Origin of the sequence: Ensifer sp. (assembly GCF_035999135.1) — a bacterium.
Classification (GTDB): domain Bacteria; phylum Pseudomonadota; class Alphaproteobacteria; order Rhizobiales; family Rhizobiaceae; genus Ensifer.
Genome location: NZ_DASYGZ010000108.1, coordinates 1 through 2,232, shown reverse-complemented (window position 1 = coordinate 2,232; position 2,232 = coordinate 1). Strand labels below are relative to the sequence as shown.

3 protein-coding genes are annotated in these 2,232 nt (G+C 62.9%); 2 read left to right on the top strand and 1 reads right to left on the bottom strand.

The window, feature by feature from the left end; all coding sequences use genetic code 11:
• Together VGO12_RS12820 and VGO12_RS12815 are read left to right on the top strand one after the other, a co-directional pair.
• Positions 1-636, top strand: a 636-nt coding sequence (locus tag VGO12_RS12820; RefSeq protein ID WP_327513134.1) for an isocitrate/isopropylmalate family dehydrogenase, incomplete at its 5' end; no start/stop codon positions are given.
• 190 nt (positions 637-826) lie between these two features.
• A complete protein-coding gene (locus VGO12_RS12815; RefSeq protein ID WP_327513133.1) occupies positions 827-1,516 on the top strand; it encodes a phosphatase PAP2 family protein in 690 nt (229 codons plus the stop codon).
• A 115-nt stretch (positions 1,517-1,631) separates the two neighbouring features.
• On the opposite strand, the gene VGO12_RS12810 is transcribed toward VGO12_RS12815, so the two are convergent.
• Positions 1,632-2,232: MFS transporter (locus VGO12_RS12810; protein ID WP_327513132.1), on the bottom strand; the 601-nt coding region annotated here is incomplete at its 5' end.

Below are 2,232 nucleotides of genomic sequence, written 5' to 3'. Positions count from 1 at the left end.
ATCGACACCCAGGTCTACGACACCTACGAGATCGAGCGCATCGCTGGCGTCGCCTTCGAACTCGCCCGCACCCGGAACAACCGGGTCTGCTCGATGGAAAAGCGCAACGTCATGAAGTCGGGCGTGCTGTGGAACCAGGTGGTGACCGAGACGCACAAGGCGAAGTATTCCGACGTCCAGCTCGAGCACATGCTGGCCGACGCCGGCGGCATGCAGCTGGTGCGCCAGCCCAAGCAATTCGACGTCATCGTCACCGACAACCTGTTCGGCGACATGCTGTCGGATGTGGCCGCCATGCTCACCGGTTCGCTCGGCATGCTGCCGTCGGCCTCGCTCGGCGCGCCGGATGGTGTCACCGGCAAGCGCAAGGCGCTCTACGAGCCGGTGCATGGCTCGGCCCCCGACATTGCCGGTAAGGGCATTGCCAACCCGATTGCGATGATCGCCTCCTTCGCCATGTGCCTGCGCTACTCCTTCAACCTCGTGAAGGAAGCCGACAATCTGGAAAGAGCGATCGCCACCGTGCTCGACCAGGGCATCCGCACCGGCGACATCATGGCCGAAGGCGCACGCCAGGTCGGAACGACAGAGATGGGCGACGCCATCCTTTCCGAGTTCAAGGCGCTGTCTGCCTGATTGCCGGATGATCCCCACACGGCCTCAGGCCGATGCGACAAAAACACCTCCGGAACCCATCCGGAGGTGTTTTGCGTTTGATGGCCTTGAAAATGACGAAAGAACCGACACATCGGGGAGGTGACCGCGGCTAGCCGCAAAGAGACAACGAATGCCGCACACCCTGATGGACGCGGCAGGACGGAGAGTAATGAACCGCCCCCTTACGGCTACCGGATGGATCGTCCTGACGACGTTGGTGCTCGTCTTTGCGTTCATCCCGCTGGATCCGTTCCTGTCCCAGAGGGCACAAGCCCTGCCGGACAGCATCATCGATTTCAATGAAATGATCACCGACTTCGGCACGTTCGGCTGGATGATCTATCTTTCCGGCGTCATCCTTGCCGCCGCTTTCGTCTTGCGCCGTGCAGCAAGCCAGGGGCCGCTGCAGCGCAAGGCAGGCACCGCCCGGGATCTCGCCGCCTATTTCCTGCTGACGATCGGAACCGCCAGCGCGCTGGTCCACACGTTCAAGTTTCTCTTCGGCCGCGCCCGGCCGGAACTCTTTGCCGAACTCGGCGCCTACAGTCTGACACCGTTTGCCACCACCGATCTCTACGAGAGTTTTCCCTCGGGCCATTCCACCGCAGCCGGTGCGTTTTTCGGCGTCTTCGCCATGCTGGTTCCGAAGCTCAGGCCGCTCTTCCTGGTGCTGGCGCTGACGATCGGCGTTTCCCGCGTCATCGTCGGCGCGCACTATCCGAGCGACGTCGCCGCCGGACTGCTGCTTGGTCTGTGGACATCGGTGATGATGGCGTTCCTGTTCGCCAGATACGGCCGGCTGTTTCACCTGGGTCCGGGCGGATGGCCGCTTGTCGGACGCGGCGACCCCTCCACATAAAAAAGCCGGCGCGAAGGTCGCGCCGGAGTCAGGAGAGCCGTGATAGCTCGGGGAAGAATTTGACCGGCTCCGGGAAGAACGCGCGCGTTTTCCCGGAGCCGCACCAGATCAATGGTCAGTCCATCGCGTGGATGTCGCGGTCCTTCGTTTCCGGCAGGAACAGCATGCCGATGACCAGCGTGATGCCTGCAAAGACGATCGGGTACCAGAGACCGTAGTAGATATCGCCCTGGGCGGCGCTCATGGCGAAGGCCGTTGCCGGGAGCAGACCACCGAACCAGCCGTTGCCGATGTGGTACGGCAGCGACATGCCGGTGTAGCGGATGCGGGTCGGGAAAAGCTCGACCAGCAGTGCTGCGATCGGGCCGTAGACCATCGTCACGTAGATGACGAGCACGGTCAGCACCGCGATGATCGTCGTCCAGTTGACGGCGGCCGGATCCGCCACCATCGCGTAGGTGCCGCCGCCTGCGATCGTGTAGACGGCCATCTCGGTAGCAGCGCCGACTTCGTCCTTCGTCAGCAGCTTGTCGGCGACCAGTTTGTCGGCCGGCACCATGGTCTTTTCACCGCCACGAACAGCGGCCGCATCGAGCGAAAGCTCCGGGTTGGCGGCGACGAAGCCGTCAAGCTTGGATTCCGGAACCTTTGCCGCGCCACGAACCAGCGGATAGCCGGCATTGTGGAGCGCCATGTTGGTCTGCTTTTCGAAGGCG